This is a genomic window from Allobosea sp. Root381 (assembly GCF_001429395.1).
Taxonomy (GTDB): domain Bacteria; phylum Pseudomonadota; class Alphaproteobacteria; order Rhizobiales; family Beijerinckiaceae; genus Allobosea.
Window position 1 is genome coordinate 97,182 of record NZ_LMJT01000023.1, and the last position, 16,706, is coordinate 113,887.

Consider the following 16,706-nt stretch of genomic DNA (forward strand, 5'->3'; position numbering starts at 1 on the left):
GCTTCGATCGTGGCGGCCGGCATCAATAGGAACGTGGCAGGCCGAGATCGTGCTGCGCGACGTAGTTCAGGATCATCTCCTCGGAGACGGGGGCGACCCTGAACAGGCGGGCGTCCCGCCACAGCCGCTCGACATGGTATTCCTTGGCGTAGCCCATGCCGCCCAGCGTCTGGATGGCGCGGTCGGTTGCATGGCCGGCGGCGTGGCCGGCCATGTATTTCGCCATGTTGGCCTCGGTGCCGTAGGGCTTGCCCTGGTCGTAGAAGGTCGCGGCCTTGTGGTTCATCAGCCGCGCGCATTCGAGCTGGATCTGCGCTTCCGCCAGCGGGAACTGGATGCCCTGATAGGAGCCGATCGGGGCGTTGTTGAAGACCTTGCGCTCGCGGGCGTAGTCGACGGCGAGGCGGATCGCCAGCTCGGCCGTCGCGACCAGACCGGCGGTGGTGACGATGCGCTCGGTGTTCAGCACGTCGAGCAACTGGCGGAAGCCGCCGTCGAGCGTACCGACGAGCTCATGCGGCTCGACCCGGACATTCTCCAGGAAGACCGAGCTGGAGGGCAGGGTGTTGGTGCCGACCTTGTCGATGGCCTGATGGCTTAGCCCCTCGCGCTCGACATCGATCAGGAAGAGGCTGATGCCGTCGGTCTTGCGGCCGACCTCCTCGAGCTTCCTGGTGCGAGCGACGATGAGGATCTTGGTGGCCTGGGGCACGGCCGTGATCCAGATCTTCTGGCCGCTGATCCGCCAGCCATCGCCATCGGCCTTCGCGAAGGTCCTGATCGCCAGCGAGTTGGTGCCCGCGTCCGGCTCCGTCAGCGCCATCGCGAACATCGCCTTGCCGGCGACGAGGGCCGGCAGCAATTCGCGCTTCATCGCCGGTGTGCCGAAATTGCAGATCGTGACCCCGCCGAAGACGGGGTTGCACATGAACATCTGGCTAAGCGTCGAGCCGCCGCCGGCCGCGCAGAGCGCCTCGATCGCCAGCGCGACCTCGACCATGCCGAGGCCGGCGCCGCCATACTCCTCCGGGATCGCGATGCCGCAGAGGCCGGCGTCGCAGATCTCCTGCCAGATTGCGGTGGGGAAGGCCTTCTCGGCATCGATCTCTCGCCAGTAGTCGAGGCCGAACTTCTCCCCGACCCGTCGCGCGGTCTCGATGAGCATGATCTGCTCGTCGCTGCGGTCGAAATTCATGTCTGGCTCCCTTGGGGCGCCGGCTGGCGCAGCAGCGGCAACGGGTGTTCGAGCGTCTTCACGACGCAGTCGAGGAACTGGGCGGCGCGCACGCCGTCGATGACGCGGTGATCGCAGGACAGGACGAGGCCGAGCTCCTGCCGGAGCGCCGGTTGGCCCTGCGCATCGGGCCTGAAGACGGGCTTCACCGCCGCCACGCCGAGGATCGCCGACTGTCCCGGATTGATGATCGAGACGAGGTGCGACGCGCCGTACATGCCGACATTCGAGACGCTGATCGCGCCGCCCTCGCAATCGGCCGCCGTCAGCCGGCCGTCGCGCGCCTTGCCGACGATGTCGGCACAAGCCCGCGCGACCGCATCGAGATGATGCGCGCCGGCATCGCGCAGGACGGGGACCATCAGCCCGCGGGGGCTGTCCACCGCCATTCCGACATCGCTGCCCGCGAGCGTCACGATGTCGCCCTCGTCCCAGACCGCGTTGATCTCGGGCTGAGCCAGCAGCGCGCGGCCCACCGCCGCCATGATGAAATGGGTGATGCTGAGGCGCTGTGGGGTGCCGGCCGCGTTCAGCTCCTCGCGCGCCGCCAGCAGCGCGGTGACGTCGGCCTCCGCCAGCACGTAGAAATGCGGGATCGTCTGTTTGGCCTGCGTGAGCCGCCGCGCGACGACCTGCTCGATACCTGTTGCGGGGCGGCGCTGGCTCCCGGCGCTGCGGGGTCGCGAGAGCGCGGTCGTGGAGCTTGCCGCGGGCGCGGCGAGCGCGGCCTCGACATCCTTCAGCTTAATGCGGCCATGCGGACCCGAGCCGGCGACGCGGTCGAGCGCGACGCCGTTCTGCCGCGCGACGCGACGAGCGAGCGGGGTTGCGACGATGCGCGCGCCGGCAGCAGCGCGCGCGGGCTCGGCCTCATTCGATTGGGTCGCTGCGGGCGCTGGTTTCGGCTGGGCCTCGGTAGCCAGGGCGGGCGTCGGAACTGCGTCCGTTGCCGGAGTGGCCGCCTCTCCATCCGCCCAGGTCGCGAGCGTGGCGCCGACCGGAACGGTTTCGCCTTCCGGTACCAGAATGACGCCTATGCGGCCGGGATGCTGGGCCTCGATCTCGGTCGCGATCTTCTCGGTCTCGATGACGAAGAGCACGTCACCCATCGCGACCGTGTCGCCCGGTCCGACCCGCCACTCGGCTAGCAGGCCCTCGGTCATGGTCAGACCGAGCTTGGGCATGACGATCGCGGCGGGAGCGCTCATCTCAGGCGCCCTTGAACTGCGCGGGGCGCTTCTGGAGGAAGGCCTGGCAGCCCTCATGCGCATCCTGCGTATCGAGCACGAGGCCGATCATCGCCTGCTCGTGGCGCAGCGAGGAGGGCAGCGGCATGTCGAGCCCGTCCGACATCGTCCGCTTCAGCAACTTCAGCACGAGCGGCGACTTCGCGGCGATGGTCTCGGCCAGTGCGAGGGCCTGAGACAGAACTTCAGTATCCGGCACGACTCGGTTGATAAGGCCCAGCTTTTCGGCCTCGATCGCGTCGATGCGCGCGCCGGTGAACATCAGCTCCTTGGCCTTGCAGAGGGGGATCTGCCGGATCAAGCGCTGCGAGCCGCCGGCACCCGGGAAGAGCCCGAGATTGATCTCGGGCAGGCCGAGCTTGGCTGAAGCCGTGGCGATGCGGATGTCGATGCAGAGCAGGAGCTCCGTTCCGCCGCCCAGCGCCCAGCCGTTGACGGCGGCGATTGTCGGCTTGTCCAGCGTCTCGATCCGCCGGAAGACGCTATGCAGCCGCTCGCCCAGCTCGAGGTAGTGCGGCAGGCCTTGGCGGCTGTCGAGATCGGCGATGTCGCCGCCCGCGACGAAGGCGCGATCGCCTGCACCCGTGAAGACGATCACCCGTACCGCCGCGTCGGTGGCGGCGCGCGCCACGGCCTCGTCGAGTGCGGCCAGCGTCGCCATGTCGAGGGCGTTGAGCGTCGCGGGGCGGTTGATCGTGATCAGCGCGACGGCGTCGCGGCGTTCATAGAGGATGCTGTCCGAGATCTCGGGCTTTCCAGACATGGCGGGGTTCCTTCAGGCGAGCGTGCGGCGCACGGCAGCAGCGACGCGCTCCGGGGAGGGCAGGTAAGCCGTCTCCAGCCCCTTGGAGAACGGCACCGGCATGAACGGCGCTGCGACGCGCAGGATCGGCCCGTCGAGCTCGTCGAAGCCGATATCGGCCATGCGAGCGACGATTTCGGCACCGACGCCGAAGGCCTCGACCGCCTCATGCACGACGACGAGCCGATGGGTCCGAGAAAGCGAGGCCAGCACGGTCTCCTCGTCCCAGGGTTGGATGCTGCGCAGGTCGACGACCTCTGCCTCGATGCCCTCTTCGGCGAGCTGCCCTGCGGCAGCGAGCGCGGTATGGACCGCGGCGCCATAAGCGACGATCGTGGCGTCGCGGCCCTCGCGCAGGATGGCGGCCCGGCCGAGCGGGAGAAGGGGTGCATCGTCCGGCACCTCGCCCTTCATCGCATAGAGCGCCTTGTGCTCGATGAAGACGACCGGGTCCGGATCGGCGATAGCGGCGCGCAGCAGCCCATAGGCGCTGGTGGGGTCGGAGGGGCAGACCACCTTCAGCCCCGGTACATGGGCGAACCAGGCCTCTAGGCATTGCGAATGTTGCGGGCCCGCGCCGAGGCCGCCGCCATGGGGCGTGCGCAGTACCATCGGCACCGAGCGCTGGCCGCCGAACATGAAGCGCGCCTTGGCCGCCTGGTTCACCAGCGCGTCCATCACGAGCGTGGTGAAGTCCATGAACATGATCTCGGCGACGGGCCGAAGCCCGCTCAGCGCTGCGCCGACAGCAGCGCCGGCAAGCGCCGCCTCCGAGATCGGCGTGTCGATCACCCGCTCCGCACCGAAGCGATCGCGCAGGCCGCGGCTGGCGCCGAAGGAGCCGCCGGCCTCGCCGACATCCTCGCCGAGCAGGATCACGCTCGGATCGGCCGCCATTGCATCGGCCAGCGCCTGGTTGATCGCGCGCAGATAACGCATCTCGGCCATCAGGCGTTCTCCCGCGCGGCGTTGGAGACCGTGTAGACGTCCGCTTGTGCCGCCTCGAAGCTCGGCATCGGCGCGGCGCGCGCCGCTTCAACCGCCGCCTCGATCCGGGCGGCGATCTCGTCGGCGATGTCGGCAAGAGCGCTCTCGCCGATGCCCAGCGCCTTGAGCTGACCGGCGGTGACGTCGAGCGGGTCGCGCGCGCTCAGGCCGGCAAGTTCGTCCGGGTCGCGGTACTTTTGCGCGTCGCCCTCGAAATGGCCGCGGACACGCGTCGTCATGCATTCGAGCACGCGCGGGCCGTCGCGGCGCACCTCGGCGACGAGGCTTGCGGCATGTTCCGCGACGACGGCGACGTCGTTGCCGTCGATCACGACATGCGGGATGCGATAGGCGGCGGCGAGGTCCTTCAGCGTGAAGGCGAGCTGCTTCGAGGTCGGCAGGAACTCGCCCCAGCCATTGTTCTCGCAGACGAAGAGCAGCGGCAGCTTCCACAGCGCCGCCATGTTCAGGCATTCATGCATCAGCCCTTCGGCGAGCGCGCCGTCGCCGAAGAAGGCGACCGCGATCGCGCCGTTCTTCTGCGTCTTGTGCGCGAGCGCGCTGCCGAGCGCGATCGATACACCGGCTCCAACGATGCCGTTGGCGCCGAGCATCCCGACCGACATGTCCGCGACATGCATCGAGCCGCCCCGGCCACGGCAGAGCCCGGTATCGCGGGCCAGCAATTCGGCGAAGAAGCCATCGAGCGAGATGCCCTTGGCGATGGCATGGCCATGGCCGCGATGGGTCGAGGCGATGGTGTCCTGCGGCGTCAGCGCCGACATGACGCCGGCCGAGACGGCTTCCTGCCCGATGCTGAGATGGATGAAGCCGGGCACCTCGCCATCGGCGAACATCCGGCTCAGCCGCTCCTCGCTGCGCCGGATCAGCACGAGCGAGCGGTAGAGCGCGAGCAGTTCCGCTGCTGCGTTATGGCCCGCTCCGGCTTCGCTCCGCATCGCTCCTGGCTGGCTCATGGCGCTCTCGATTCCGATGCAACAGCATTAACATAATATGATTTATGAGTCATGATTCATTTTATTTCAAAGAAAATGCGACCCTGCTCTTTCGCGCCTGATCCGGAGCGGCGGTCACGCGGCGGCGCGCTTCGGTTCGATGGCGGAAAACAGCGCGATGAAATCCTCGATCCGGCCGCCGGGCAGCGCATCGGCGGCGCGCTCGATCCGTTCGAAGAGCTCGGCTGGAAGACCCTGCTCGGCGCCGGTCCGGGTCAGGAGTTCGCGCAGCGTCGCGCGGTCGAAGGCGTAGTCGGCAGGCGTCATGCGCTGCTCATGGACGAGCGTTTTGCCGTCGGCGGTGTCAGCCTCGATCACGGCGCTGAGGATCGGGACAGCAGGATCGGTGACCAGCGTCGTCCGCGCGACCAGCCCGTTCACGGCGTCGTCGTCATAGGTCGTCATGTGCCGCATGCTCGGAACGCCCCGGACGAGCGTGGTCGCGATACAGAAGGGGATGCTCATCAGCGTGCCGGAAATCGAGCTGAACGGTCCGGCCGCGTCCATGCCGGCATAGCCGGTCTCATAGGGGTTCATCCGCACCCGGACGGCCTTGACCTTCCGGCCGGCGAGCGTCTCGCGCAGCGCCAGCGCGCCGGTGACGGGCGTCTGGTTGAAGGCGCAGACGGGGTAGGGCTTGAAGGTCACGCGCAGGATCGACCAGTCGCGGCCGAGCCGGGAGGCGAGATCGTCCGGGATCTCGGCGCCGGCGAAGCAGCGCACGAAACCGGCCCGCCCTTCGAAGGCGTGCGGAGCCGAGATGGAGCCCGCGGCGGCCAGCTCGGCCGCGATCAACCCGCTGCGGGCGACGACACCGACTTGATAGCGCCATTCGTCGGTAGCGTCGGCGAAGGATTGCAGCACGCCACCGGTGAAGGAGACGGCGTTGGCGAGAGCGGCGGCGAGCCGGTCCTCGTCCAGTTCCATCAGCTTGCCGGCGGCGGCCGCTGCCGCGATGCAGCCATAAGTAGCAGAGGAGCGAAAGCCGGCCGGCGTGGTGCTGCCGGCGAAGGCGGTCTCGAACAACCCGCCGGTCTCGTAGCCGGCGACGAGGGCAGGGAGGAGCCGCGACAGCGGGTAGCCGCGCGCCTCCGTCATTGCGAGCAGCATCGGGATCAGGATGGTGCCGAAATGGGCGGCGCCGCAGGTGTCCTCCTGGGCGCGGCCGTGGAAGAGCGCGCTGTTGGCGAGGCAGGCGGCACCGACCGTGCTGCGCCGGCCGTCGCCGAACAGGGTCGCGCCGTTCTGCACGTCGCCGTCGAGCGCAATGGCGGCCTTGCGGGCGATTGCGGCGTAGGGCATGTCGAATCCGTTGACGCCCATGCCCAACGCGTTGACGAGGCAGGAGCGCGCCTTGTCGGTGACCTCGGCCGGAAGCGTTTCCGCATCGAGCCCGGCGATGAAGCGCGCAATATCCTGGGTCAGTGTCGGCATGGCCGGTCTCCCGTGCGGGTCAGAGCGCGAGATAGCGCTGACGGACATCGTCGCTGGCCTTGAGCTCCGCGATGGTGCCGCGGAAGACGATCTGGCCCTTGTCGATCACGGTCGCGTCGCTGGCGAGGCCGAGGCAGAAATGCATGTTCTGCTCGGCGATCAGGATGGTGACGCCGGTCTCGCGCAGGGTGCGGACCAGGGCGCCGATGCGCTGGACGATGATCGGGGCGAGGCCCTCGCTCGGCTCGTCGAGCAGGAGCACCGAGGGGTTGCCCATCAGCATGCGAGCGATCGCCAGCATCTGCTGCTCGCCGCCGGAGAGGCGGCCCGCCATGCGCTGGCGCAGCGGCGTCAGCAGCGGGAAGATCTCGTAGATCCGCTCCAGGCTCCATTCGTCGCGCCCGTCGGGGCCGGGCTTGCGCGCGATCAAGAGGTTGTCCTCGACGCTGTGCTCGGGGAAGACCTGCCGGTCCTCGGGCACGAAGCCGAGGCCGGCGCGCGCCATCTCATAGGGCTTCTGCCGCGTGCGGTCCTGACCGAACAGCCGGACCGTGCCGCGCTTGGGCGGAGCGAGGCCGGCGATCGCCTTCATCGTGGTGCTCTTGCCGGCGCCGTTGCGGCCGAGCAGGGCCATGGTCTGGCCTTCCCGGATTGTGAAATCGACGCCGAACAGGATCTGGCTCGCGCCGTAGAACACGTCGATGCCGGAGACTTCGATGACGTTGCGCGTACTCATGCCGCAGCCTCGTGTTCGGTGCCGAGATAGGCCTCGATGACGGCGGGGTTGGTGCGGATTTCCTGGGGCGTGCCCTCGGCCAGGACGCGGCCATAGCTCAGCACCCTGATCGAGGGCGCTATGCGGAAGACGATATCCATATCGTGCTCGATGAAGACGACGGTGATCTTCTGGCGCTCCCAGAGCTCGCGCACCTTCTCGATGACGCGCCAGCGCTCCTCGGGGCCCATGCCCGCCGTCGGCTCGTCGAGCAGCAGCACCTTGGGCTCGAGGACGAGGGCGAGCGCGATGTCGAGCAGCTTCTGGTCGCCATGTGAGAGGTTCGCCGAAAGCGTGTCGCGCTTGCCGGTCAGGCCGACCATCTCGATGCAGTGCGCGGCGTGGTCGCGCGTCGAGGGCAGCGGGAAGCGGGCTCCCAGCCTGGCCGACTGGCGGTGATGGGCGCTGACCGCTGCCAGCATGGTCTCCTCGACGGTCAGCGACGGGAAGATGCTCGCGACCTGGAACGCCCGGCCGATGCCGCGTCGCACGATCTCGCCGATGCTCAGGCCGACGATCGACTGGCCGTCGAGCCGGATGTCGCCGCTGTCAGGGCCGAAGGCGCCCGAGAGCAGGTTGAAGAAGGTGCTCTTGCCGGCGCCGTTCGGGCCGATGATCGCGGTGAGCGAGCCGGTCGCGAAGGTCAGGGTGACATCATCCGTGGCGCGCACGCCGCCGAAGGATTTCACGAGGTTCGTGATCTCAAGCATGGGGGCCGTTCCCGGGATCGCGGAAGCCGCCATAGGTGTGCCAGGAGGTGCCGGCCATCCAGCCGCAGTCGACCGGCAGGTCGATGCCTGAAAGTGCGGAAGCCTCGGGCGAGGCGACGAAGGCGACGACGCGGGCGATCTCGTCGGGCTCGACGAGGCGGCCCATGGGCACGCTGCCGACGAGGTTGGTGACGTCGCGCTCGCCCTTGTCGATGGCCTCCTGCAGCGCGGGCGTGCGGGTGAAGCCGGGCGAGACCGAGTTGACGCGGATGCCGGCCGGGCCCCACTCGGCCGCGAGGCAGCGCGTGATCGAGATCACCGCAGCCTTGGCGGGGGCATAGGCGTGCAGGGCCATCGAGCGGGAGCCGGCGATCGAGGCGATGTTGACGATGCTGCCGCTGCGCCTTGCGAGCATCGCCTCGGCGAAGACCACGCAGCCAAGATAGGTTCCACGCTGGTCGATATGGACGACATGGTCCCAGAGCGTCATCGGTAGCTCGGTCGGCCGGAGCGGCGGCTGGAGCACGCCGGCACTGTTGACGACGATCCCGACCGGGCCGATTTCGGCCTCTATGCGGGCGGCCACGGCCCTGAGGCCGGCTTCGTCGCCGACATCGCCGAAGAGCGCGTGGCCGCCGATTTCCACGGCGACGCCCTCCGCGCGGGCCATGTCGCGGTCGAGCACGACGACCTTGTGTCCGCGCTTCGCAAGCTCGCGGCAGCAGGCCGCACCGATGCCGCTCGCTCCGCCGGTGACGACGGCGATCATCGCCTCGCTCATGTCGCAACCCTTTCCATCTTGTCCGCGGCCGCCATCTTGTCCTTGCCGGCCGAGCCCGCCTGAGCCCGGGTCCGGCGCGCCTCGCGCCAGTCCATGACGAAGTCGAGCAGGCCTTTTCGCAGGCCGAGCGCGAAGAGCAGGATCACCGCGCCCAGCACGAGCCCGTGATGCTCCGCGACGCGGGTCACAAAGTCGTTCAGCAGGAGCAGCAGCACCGTGCCGACCATCGGGCCGAGGAAGGCGACCGTGCCGCCGAGCATGACGATGAAGACGGCCTCGCCCGACATCGTCCAGAAGGCGAATTCGGGATAGGCGCCCGAGACGAACAGGCTCATCACGACGCCGCCGAGGCTGGCGAACACGCCGGCGAGCACGAAGGCGGTGAGGCGCGTGCGGTAGACGTCGACGCCGAGGAAGCCGGCGCGCGTCGGGTTGTCTCGCACCATCCGCAGCGTGTAGCCGAAGGGCGAGGAGACGATGTGGCGCATCGCCAGCAGGCCGAGTACCAGCAGGGCGGCGCTGAAGAGATAGAGCTGCTTTTGGTCGGCGAGATTGATGCCGAGGAAGGAGGGCCGCGGGATGCCGCCGCGCAGCCCCTGGTCGCCGCCGGTGACCGGCACCCAGGCGATGATCATGCTGTGCACGAGCATCTGGAAGGCGAGGGTGACGAAGGCGAAATAGATCTCCTTCAGCCGCACGCAGATGGCGCCCACGGCCAGCGCGACCATGGCCGCGACCGCCATCGTCAGCAGGATCGCGAGCGGGATCGGCATGCCCGTCCGCTGCATGATGATGCCGAAGCTGTAGGCGCCCATGCCGAAGAACAGGCCGTGGCCGAACGAGACCATGCCGCCATAGCCGACGAGCAGGTTCAGCGAGGTCGCGAACAGGCCGAGCGCGGCGCAGCGGATGACGAAGTCGATCAGCGCGCTGCTGGTGGTGAGGAGCGGCAAGGCGGCGAGGACGAGGAAGGCGACGAGGCCGAAGAGGGCGTCGCGAAGGGCAGGGCTCTTCATGTCAGGCAGCCTCGCGTCCGAACAGGCCCGACGGCTTGACGATCAGCACGACCGCCATGGCGAGATACATCAGCGCCTCGGTGAAGAGCGGGAAGCCGAGCGCGCCGAAGGTACGGATCAGGCCGATCAGCAGGGCGCCCACCAGCGCGCCGAGGATCGAGCCCATGCCGCCGATGACGGTGACGATGAAGCTCTCGATCAGGATCGAGAAGCCCATGCCGGGCGTCAGCGAGCGCACCGGCGCGGCAAGCCCGCCGGCGAGCCCGGCCAGCAGGCAACCCAGTGCGAAGACGCCGGTGAAGAGCAGGCCGGTATTGATGCCGAGCACTGAGACCATCGACGGATTATGCGCGGCGGCGCGGATCGTCTTGCCGAAGCGCGTGCGGGCGATAGCGAGGCCGACGATGACCGCGATCGAGAGTGCCGCGGCGATCAGGAAGAGATAGAACGGCGGCACCACCCCGCCCATGATGAAGAGCGGCGGCACGCGGAAGGCGTCCGGCATGCCCATCGACTTGAATTCGGGCCCCCAGATGATGCGCACGAGGTCGTCGAGGATCAGGACGAGCGCGTAGCAGACCAGGAGCTGCATCAGGACGTTGCCGCCATAGATGCGCTGCATGAAGAAGCGCTCCACGACGATGCCGAACAGGCAGGCGCCGACAGCAGCGCCGAGCAGGGCCAGCGTGTAGCTCTCGGTGAGCTGGAACACCGTCATCGCGAGATAGGCGCCGATCATGTAGAAGGCGCCATGCGTGAAATTGACGATCTTCATCACGCCGAAGATGAGCGTGAGCCCGATCGCGACCAGGAACAGCAGCATTCCGATGATGAAGCCGCTGGTCACCTGCGTCACTATGCAGGAGGTCGAGACCAGGCATTCGGTCAGGGCGTTGAGATCCATCACGCGCTCATCGACAGAGGGGCGTTCAGGCCGCGCGCGAACGCGGCCTGTCTGATTATGGAGAGGGGGGCGATGACCTTCACCGCCGGAGCCTGGCTTCAGGCGAAGCCCTTCGACTTCTTCCACTCGGCCTCGAGCTCGAAGATGCGCTGCCAGGGCACGCTCTTCATCTCCGGCACATAGGGCTCCTTCGGGATCGTGGTGCCCCAGCCGACGGCGTAACCGACGATCGTCTGGTCCTCGGCGCGCATCGTCACCGTGCCGTCGGCGCCGAAGGGCGACTTGATGCTCAGGCCGCGCAGTGCCTCGGCGATCTTCTTGCCGTCGGCGGAGCCGGCCTTCTTCGCGGCCTCGGCCAGGAAGTTGACGGCAAGCGCGTTCTGCCAGGACCAGTTGGTCGGATACTCGCCATACTTGGCTTTGTAGGCGTCGCCCCAGGCGGCGTTCTCGGGCGTTGCCGGGAAGGTCTTGATGTAGCGGTTGCCGGACTGGATGCCGGCCGGCAGGTTCTTCACCGCGGTCAGGGCGGTGTAGTCGGCCATGTTGACGGCGTAGAACTGCATCTGCGTGAACAGTGCGTAGATCGCGGCCTGGTCGATGAAGGAGGTCAGGTCTCCGCCCCAGAGGCAGGAATAGAGCGCCTGCGGCTTGGCCTGCAGGATCTTGGTGATCGACTCGGTATAGTCGGGCTGGAAGATTTTCGGCCAGGCCTCGCTGATCACTTCGACCTTCGGCGCGAACTGCTTCAGATACATCACGAACTCGGCCGTGGTATCGCGCCCGTAGGCATAGTCCGGCGAGCAGGTGGCCCAGCGCGTCAGGTTCTTCGCATTGGCGATCTCGGCCGCGTAGGTGCCGCCGACGACCGAGTCGTGGATGCCCTGGCGGGCGCAGCGGAAGGCGTTCGCGAGCTTGAGTTTCGGATCGGCGCTGAGCGAGGAGGTCTCGGAATTGGTGTGGACGCAGAGGATGCCGAGATCGCGCGCCACCTCATGCACGGCAAAGGCGCCGGTCGAAGCCTCGGCATCGATCAGCAACTCGCAGCCATCGGAGTTGACCAGTTCGCGGGCGACGCGGGCAGCCTCCTGCGGCTGGCCCTTGGTGTCGCGGATGACGAGCTCGATCGTGCGGCCGGCGAGGCCGCCGGCGGCATTGACCTTTTCGACTTCCAGCAGCGCCGCATTGCGCGAGGAGGTGCCGAGCTGGGCAACGCGCCCGGACAAGATCGTGGGTAAGCCGACCTTGATGACCTTGGCCTGCGCGCCGGCCACCCAGGGCATCGAAACGGTGCCTGCTGCGGCTGCTCCGGCGACGAGGAATCCGCGCCGGTTCATCGATCTCAACGACGTGCCTGTCATGACCTTCTCCCTGGTTCCACCCTGGCCGTTTGCCGCCTTTGCGCGGGGGCCATGCTTTGTTGCCCCCTGTCGTTGCCGGGGTCTTGTTGCGGCGATAGTCATGACGACGGGTGATGACGTCAAGCAAAAAATGAATTACGAGTCATAAACCAGAAAACGATGCGACCGGCACCTGCGAGGCGCTGGCGCCAGGGCGGAAACGGCACGGGCGGCGGGCAGGAATGATCAATCTCTCGAGCTTCATCGACTTCCACGCCGGCCGCTCCCCCGAACGCCTCGCGATCGTCTTCGGGGAGGCGCGCATCGGCTATGGCGAGCTTTCGCGCCGCGTCGCGCTGACGGCCGGCTGGCTTGGCGAGCGTGGCATCGGGGAGGGCGATGTCGTGGCCGTGCTGATGAAGAACAGCGCCGCCTTCGTCGAGATCGCGATTGCGGTCGGCCATGTCGGCGGCGTCTTCCTGCCGATCAATTTCAGGCTCTCGGCGGATGAGGTCGGCTACATCGCCGCCAATTCCGGGACGAAGCTGCTGATCGCGGACGAGGAGCTCGCGGCCGGTGCTGCGCTCGCCGGAAACGTTGTACTGGTCGATGCAGCCGCCCGGGCCGACAGCACGCGGCTCGGAAACGGCGCGGCGCCGGCGCCCCGGGTCGCGCGCAAGCCCGGCGATCTCTTCCGGCTGATGTACACCTCCGGCACCACCGACCGGCCCAAGGGGGTGATGCACAGCTACGAGAACTTCTACTGGAAGTGCAGCGACCACATCGTCGCGCTCGAGCTGAACGCCGGGAACCGCCTGCTCGTCACCGGTCCGCTCTACCATGTCGGCGCCTTCGACCTGCCGGGCATGGCGGTGCTCTGGGTCGGCGGCATGCTCTGCATCCTGCGCGATTTCTCGGCCGAGGCGGCGCTGGCCGCGATCGCTCGCGAGCGGCTGGACGGCGCGTGGCTCGCCCCGGTGATGACCAGCGCCATGCTGGCCGCGGCCCCGACGAGCGGCCTCGACCTGACCAGCCTGCGCTGGGTCGTCGGCGGCGGCGAGCGCACGCCGGAGGCGCGGATCCGCAGTTTCGGCGAAAGCTTCCCCCGCGCCCGCTATGTCGACGCCTACGGGCTGACCGAGACCTGCAGCGGCGACACGCTGATGGAGGCCGGGCGCGAGATCGAGAAGATCGGCTCCGTCGGACGTGCGCTGGCGCATGTCGAGATCTCGATCCGCGACGAGGAGGGGCGGGCGCTGCCGGCGGGCGAAGCGGGCGAGATCTGCCTGCGCGGCCCCAAGATCACCCGCGGCTACTGGAACGATCCGGCCAAGACGGAGGCTGCCTTCCATGGCGATTGGTTCCGCAGCGGCGACATGGGCTATCTCGACGGCGATGGCTTCCTCTTCCTCACCGACCGGCTGAAGGACATGATCATCTCGGGCGGCGAGAACATCGCCTCGTCGGAGGTGGAGCGTGTCATCTTCGAACTGCCACAGGTGCGCGAGGTCGCGGTCATCGGCGCGCCCGACGAACGCTGGGGCGAAAAACCCGTGGCCTTCGTCGTGCTGGAGCCGGGCGCCGAGCTATCGCTCGAGGCGCTGCGGGATCACTGCCGCGCCAGGCTCGCCGCCTTCAAGGCGCCGCGCGAGATCGTGCTACGTGAGAACCTGCCGCGAAATCCGTCGGGGAAGGTTCTGAAAAGGCTTCTCCGCGACGAATTCCGGGCTTAATCCGACGCGACATCCAACAGCGGGCCTGCATGATGGCAATCAGCAAGACCAGGGCGGAAGCGGGCAAGCGGCCCGTCAAACTGACCCGCAGCGAGAAGAACGACGACGTCAAGCGGCGCCTGTTCGAGGCCGCGGCCAAGATGGTCGGCCGCTACGGCTATGCCGAGGCGTCCGTCGCGCGGATCACCGAGGCCGCCGGTGTCGCGCAGGGGACCTTCTACAACCATTTCGAGAACCGGCAGGAACTGCTCGATCAGCTACTGCCGGCCATCGGCCAGCAGATGGTCGCCTTCATTCGCACGCGGATCGACGATGCCAGCTCGGAGGTCGAGAAGGAGTTCACGCGGTTTCGCGCCTTCTTCGATTTCGTGAAGGAGACGCCGGAGTTCCTCAGGATCCTGAACGAGGCCGAGGTCTTCGCGCCGACCGGCTACCAGCACCATCTGGACAACATCTCGACGGCCTATGTCCGCTTGCTCAAGCGCGCGCGGGCGCCGGGGCATGTCGGCGACTACAGCGACGAAGAGCTCGAGGTCATCGTCCATGTGCTGATGGGCGCGCGCGGCTATCTCAGCCGTCGTTATGCCTATGGCGAGGACGGGCCGCAGGCCGTGCCGGAGCATGTCTTCTCGGCCTATGAGAAGCTGATCTCCGGCGGCCTCTTCAAGAAGGCGAAGCCGCCTGGCTGAGCCTTGCGTCCAGTTTTCGCCAGGCAATTCTCGTTTCGGACATATTGGGCCGGCATGCCCCGCCGGCCCTGCCTCCTGATGAGAACGAGACCACGCATGAACCTCGAGCAGCAGCGCCGCCATATCCTCACCGGCGCGCCCTATGACGACCTGACCGCGGAACTCGTCGAGGCGCGGGCGAAGGCGGTGCATCTCACCGACCGCTACAACGACAGTTTCGCGCGCCCGCAGGCCGAGCGCGAGGGGCTGCTGCGAGAGCTTTTGCGCAAGGTCGGCGGCGGGGTCCATTTCGAACCGCGCTTCCGCTGCGAGTTCGGCTTCAACATCAGCATCGGCGAGCGATTCTACGCCAATTTCGACTGCGTCATCCTCGACGGCGCGGAGGTCATCATCGGCGACAACGTGCTGTTCGGGCCGCGCGTTGGCATCTACACCTCGAACCACGCGATCGATGCCGAGGAGCGCGCGGCCGGAATCTGCTACGCCAAGCCGGTGAAGATCGGAGACCGTGTGTGGATCGGCGGTGGCGTCAACATCAACCAGGGCGTTACGATCGGCGATGGCAGCGTCGTCGGCTCGGGCAGCGTGGTGACCCGGGACGTCCCGCCCGGCGTCATCGCTGCCGGAGTGCCTTGCCGCGTCATTCGCGAGATCACCGAAGCGGATCGCCTCGGCTTCAGACCGGGGTTTTAGGAGCCGAAACGCGTTGCGGCGAAAGCCGTGGGGTCGCAGAGGGTCGGCTCGCCCAGCATCATCTCGGCCAGGAGCCGCCCGGTGACGGGCCCCAGGGTGAAGCCGTGATGGGCGTGGCCGAAGGCGAGCCAGAGGCCGCGATGCCGTGGCGCCGGCCCGATGACCGGCAGCATGTCGGGGAAGCAGGGGCGGGCGCCGCGCCAGGCTTCCGCGTCGAGGCGCGGGCCCAGCGGCATGAGACGCCGCGCGACGCTTTCCGCCCGGTCGAGCTGCCAGGAATCCGAAGGCTCGTCGCGCCCCGCCAGCTCGATGCCGGTCGTCAGCCGGATCCCACGACGCATCGAGGTCAGGACGAAGCCGGCCTGCGCGTCGCAGAGCGGATGACGCGGCCCGCCCTCGTCTGCGGCAGCATAATGCATGTGGTAGCCCCGCTTGAATGCCAGCGGAAAGCGATAGCCCAGCCGCTCATAGAGGTCGCCCGACCACGGCCCCAGCGCCGCGACCACCTCCGGCGCTCGCCACATCGTCTGGCCGATGGGCAGGACCCAGTCCGTGCCTTGCTGGTGCAGCGCGAGCGCGTCGGCTTTCTCCAGCGTGCCGCCGCGCGCGGCGAACAGCGCGGCATAGGCCCGCGTCACGGCGCCGGGGTCGCTGACGGTTACCGGGTCACGCCAGTGCACCGCGCCCGCGACGGTGCCGGGGAGCAATGCGGGCTCGCGCTCGCGCAGCGTGTCGCGATCGAGAACGTCGTAGGCGAGCCCGTAGCTGGCCAGCTCGCAGGCGGCCCGGGCCGCCTGCTCCAGCCCGCGACGGGTGCGGTAGAGCTCAATCCAGCCCTCGGCGCGCATCAGCGCCTCGGTGCCGGCGGCCTTCGTCCAGCGCCGATGCTCGTCGATGCAGCGCTCGATCAGCGGCAGGATCGCGCGGCCCAGCCGGTCGAGACGGTCCGGCGCCGAGTTCCACCAGTAGCGCGCCAGCCAGGGCGCCATCTTCAGCAGCGCTGCCGGCCGATAGCGCACGGCGATCGAGCGGTTGGTCGCGAGGGCGGCGAGCGCGCCGACTTCGCGCGGGAAGGCGTAGGGAACGACGGAGGCGCGCTCGATCAAGCCGGCGTTGCCGTGGCTGGTCTCGGCCCCAGGCTCGCCGCGGTCGACCAGCAGGACGTTGCGCCCGCGCTCCTGCAGATGCAGGGCGGCGCCGACCCCGACGATGCCGGCGCCAAGCACGATCACATCGGCCTGTCGTGTCGCAGTCGTCGTCACGCGCAGAACCCTTCCCATCCGAGCCGGCGTTGCTTGCAGCACGGAACGAACGAGGCGGGCAACAGGAAAACCGCCCTGCCGGCGTT

16 protein-coding genes are annotated in these 16,706 nt (G+C 68.2%); 3 read left to right on the top strand and 13 right to left on the bottom strand.

Annotation, left to right across the window (positions count from 1 at the left end; genetic code table 11):
• Positions 1-22: 22 nt before the first annotated feature.
• From ASE63_RS17660 to ASE63_RS17715, 12 genes are all read right to left on the bottom strand, one after another.
• Positions 23-1,195: an acyl-CoA dehydrogenase family protein gene (locus ASE63_RS17660; protein WP_056804102.1), complete on the bottom strand. Its 1,173-nt coding sequence runs from the start codon at positions 1,193-1,195 to the stop codon at positions 23-25.
• Positions 1,192-2,442, bottom strand: coding sequence for a dihydrolipoamide acetyltransferase family protein (locus ASE63_RS17665; protein ID WP_056804105.1), 1,251 nt, complete (start codon positions 2,440-2,442; stop codon positions 1,192-1,194). Before ASE63_RS17665 ends, ASE63_RS17660 begins: the two co-directional genes overlap by 4 nt.
• A 1-nt stretch (position 2,443) precedes the next feature.
• A complete protein-coding gene (locus ASE63_RS17670) occupies positions 2,444-3,244 on the bottom strand; it encodes an enoyl-CoA hydratase/isomerase family protein (protein ID WP_056804107.1) in 801 nt (266 codons plus the stop codon).
• 12 nt (positions 3,245-3,256) lie between these two features.
• A complete protein-coding gene (locus ASE63_RS17675) occupies positions 3,257-4,231 on the bottom strand; it encodes an alpha-ketoacid dehydrogenase subunit beta (protein WP_056804111.1) in 975 nt (324 codons plus the stop codon).
• Positions 4,231-5,247 (bottom strand): thiamine pyrophosphate-dependent dehydrogenase E1 component subunit alpha, encoded by a 1,017-nt coding sequence (locus ASE63_RS17680; protein WP_200962586.1) that lies wholly within the window; start codon positions 5,245-5,247, stop codon positions 4,231-4,233. The genes ASE63_RS17675 and ASE63_RS17680 overlap by 1 nt, the downstream gene beginning before the upstream one ends.
• Positions 5,248-5,361: 114 nt before the next feature.
• On the bottom strand, positions 5,362-6,720 hold the full coding sequence (locus tag ASE63_RS17685) for an MmgE/PrpD family protein (protein WP_056804117.1): 1,359 nt from the start codon (positions 6,718-6,720) through the stop codon (positions 5,362-5,364).
• 19 nt (positions 6,721-6,739) lie between these two features.
• Positions 6,740-7,456: an ABC transporter ATP-binding protein gene (locus tag ASE63_RS17690; RefSeq protein WP_056804120.1), complete on the bottom strand. Its 717-nt coding sequence runs from the start codon at positions 7,454-7,456 to the stop codon at positions 6,740-6,742.
• Complete coding sequence (locus ASE63_RS17695) at positions 7,453-8,205, bottom strand: ABC transporter ATP-binding protein (RefSeq protein WP_056804123.1); 753 nt, start codon at positions 8,203-8,205, stop codon at positions 7,453-7,455. The genes ASE63_RS17690 and ASE63_RS17695 overlap by 4 nt, the downstream gene beginning before the upstream one ends.
• Positions 8,198-8,986 carry an SDR family oxidoreductase gene (locus tag ASE63_RS17700; RefSeq protein WP_056804128.1) on the bottom strand — a complete coding sequence of 263 codons (789 nt, stop codon included), beginning with the start codon at positions 8,984-8,986 and terminating at the stop codon, positions 8,198-8,200. Before ASE63_RS17700 ends, ASE63_RS17695 begins: the two co-directional genes overlap by 8 nt.
• The gene (locus ASE63_RS17705) at positions 8,983-10,002 is read right to left on the bottom strand and encodes a branched-chain amino acid ABC transporter permease (RefSeq protein WP_056804131.1); all 1,020 of its coding nucleotides are present in this window, start codon (positions 10,000-10,002) and stop codon (positions 8,983-8,985) included. The genes ASE63_RS17700 and ASE63_RS17705 overlap by 4 nt, the downstream gene beginning before the upstream one ends.
• A gap of 1 nt (position 10,003) precedes the next feature.
• Positions 10,004-10,906, bottom strand: a complete 903-nt coding sequence (locus tag ASE63_RS17710) for a branched-chain amino acid ABC transporter permease (protein WP_056804134.1) — start codon at positions 10,904-10,906, stop codon at positions 10,004-10,006.
• Positions 10,907-11,004: 98 nt separating this feature from the next.
• The gene (locus tag ASE63_RS17715) at positions 11,005-12,264 is read right to left on the bottom strand and encodes an ABC transporter substrate-binding protein (protein WP_056804137.1); all 1,260 of its coding nucleotides are present in this window, start codon (positions 12,262-12,264) and stop codon (positions 11,005-11,007) included.
• Between the two features lie 221 nt (positions 12,265-12,485).
• Between ASE63_RS17715 and ASE63_RS17720 the strand changes: the two genes are divergently transcribed.
• The 3 genes from ASE63_RS17720 (at position 12,486) to ASE63_RS17730 (ending at position 15,358) form a co-directional block, all read left to right on the top strand.
• Entirely contained in the window at positions 12,486-13,976 is a 1,491-nt protein-coding gene (locus ASE63_RS17720; protein ID WP_056804140.1) for an AMP-binding protein, read from the top strand.
• A gap of 29 nt (positions 13,977-14,005) precedes the next feature.
• Complete coding sequence (locus ASE63_RS17725) at positions 14,006-14,665, top strand: TetR/AcrR family transcriptional regulator (protein WP_244491440.1); 660 nt, start codon at positions 14,006-14,008, stop codon at positions 14,663-14,665.
• 96 nt (positions 14,666-14,761) lie between these two features.
• A complete protein-coding gene (locus ASE63_RS17730) occupies positions 14,762-15,358 on the top strand; it encodes a sugar O-acetyltransferase (RefSeq protein ID WP_056804143.1) in 597 nt (198 codons plus the stop codon).
• Here the strand turns inward: ASE63_RS17730 and ASE63_RS17735 are convergent.
• Entirely contained in the window at positions 15,355-16,620 is a 1,266-nt protein-coding gene (locus tag ASE63_RS17735) for an FAD-dependent oxidoreductase (RefSeq protein ID WP_244491441.1), read from the bottom strand. The two genes, ASE63_RS17730 and ASE63_RS17735, sit on opposite strands and share 4 nt — an antisense overlap.
• Positions 16,621-16,706 lie beyond the last annotated feature (86 nt).

Coding starts and splice junctions, on each gene's coding strand:
- ASE63_RS17720 (WP_056804140.1), top strand. CDS start 12,486: ATGATCAATCTCTCGAGCTTCATCGACTTCCACGCCGGCCGCTCCCCC.
- ASE63_RS17685 (WP_056804117.1), bottom strand. CDS start 6,720: ATGCCGACACTGACCCAGGATATTGCGCGCTTCATCGCCGGGCTCGAT.
- ASE63_RS17660 (WP_056804102.1), bottom strand. CDS start 1,195: ATGAATTTCGACCGCAGCGACGAGCAGATCATGCTCATCGAGACCGCG.
- ASE63_RS17715 (WP_056804137.1), bottom strand. CDS start 12,264: ATGACAGGCACGTCGTTGAGATCGATGAACCGGCGCGGATTCCTCGTC.
- ASE63_RS17675 (WP_056804111.1), bottom strand. CDS start 4,231: ATGGCCGAGATGCGTTATCTGCGCGCGATCAACCAGGCGCTGGCCGAT.
- ASE63_RS17700 (WP_056804128.1), bottom strand. CDS start 8,986: ATGAGCGAGGCGATGATCGCCGTCGTCACCGGCGGAGCGAGCGGCATC.
- ASE63_RS17730 (WP_056804143.1), top strand. CDS start 14,762: ATGAACCTCGAGCAGCAGCGCCGCCATATCCTCACCGGCGCGCCCTAT.
- ASE63_RS17690 (WP_056804120.1), bottom strand. CDS start 7,456: ATGAGTACGCGCAACGTCATCGAAGTCTCCGGCATCGACGTGTTCTAC.
- ASE63_RS17670 (WP_056804107.1), bottom strand. CDS start 3,244: ATGTCTGGAAAGCCCGAGATCTCGGACAGCATCCTCTATGAACGCCGC.
- ASE63_RS17705 (WP_056804131.1), bottom strand. CDS start 10,002: ATGAAGAGCCCTGCCCTTCGCGACGCCCTCTTCGGCCTCGTCGCCTTC.
- ASE63_RS17665 (WP_056804105.1), bottom strand. CDS start 2,442: ATGAGCGCTCCCGCCGCGATCGTCATGCCCAAGCTCGGTCTGACCATG.
- ASE63_RS17695 (WP_056804123.1), bottom strand. CDS start 8,205: ATGCTTGAGATCACGAACCTCGTGAAATCCTTCGGCGGCGTGCGCGCC.
- ASE63_RS17725 (WP_244491440.1), top strand. CDS start 14,006: ATGATGGCAATCAGCAAGACCAGGGCGGAAGCGGGCAAGCGGCCCGTC.
- ASE63_RS17680 (WP_200962586.1), bottom strand. CDS start 5,247: ATGAGCCAGCCAGGAGCGATGCGGAGCGAAGCCGGAGCGGGCCATAAC.
- ASE63_RS17710 (WP_056804134.1), bottom strand. CDS start 10,906: ATGGATCTCAACGCCCTGACCGAATGCCTGGTCTCGACCTCCTGCATA.